1 protein-coding gene is annotated in these 300 nt (G+C 61.3%); it reads left to right on the top strand.

Annotation, left to right across the window (positions count from 1 at the left end; translation table 11 throughout):
* Positions 1-115: 115 nt before the first annotated feature.
* On the top strand, positions 116-300 hold a 185-nt coding region (locus tag PZH32_RS12970; RefSeq protein ID WP_275208669.1), incomplete at its 3' end, for a hypothetical protein.

Raw genomic sequence — 300 nt, 5'->3', positions numbered from 1 at the left:
CCGCAGATGACTTACAAAGAAGTGACCGCCAACGAGAGCTTTGAGTACGTGCCCGCGGCCGGCAGCCAAGAGGAAAAGGACATGGCGGAGAAGAAGGCGCTGGAGCAGAAGCTGCGTGTTCGTGTACGTGCGCGTGGCCAGTGCCGACATCTCCTCCTTCAACAACGGTTACGAAGAGCAGAACGGCCCGCTGTGCGTGGATCGCGAGAACTACGCGCTGCCCGGCACCGACGCCGACCGCGATTACTGGTACGGCGAAGATGACATGGTGGCTGGCGACCACAATACCGCCGATGGCGA

This window comes from Adlercreutzia equolifaciens (genome assembly GCF_029076695.1).
GTDB classification, from domain to species: domain Bacteria; phylum Actinomycetota; class Coriobacteriia; order Coriobacteriales; family Eggerthellaceae; genus Adlercreutzia; species Adlercreutzia equolifaciens_A.
The sequence above is the reverse complement of the archived record's forward strand: the minus strand, read 5'-3'. Positions and strand labels throughout refer to the sequence as shown.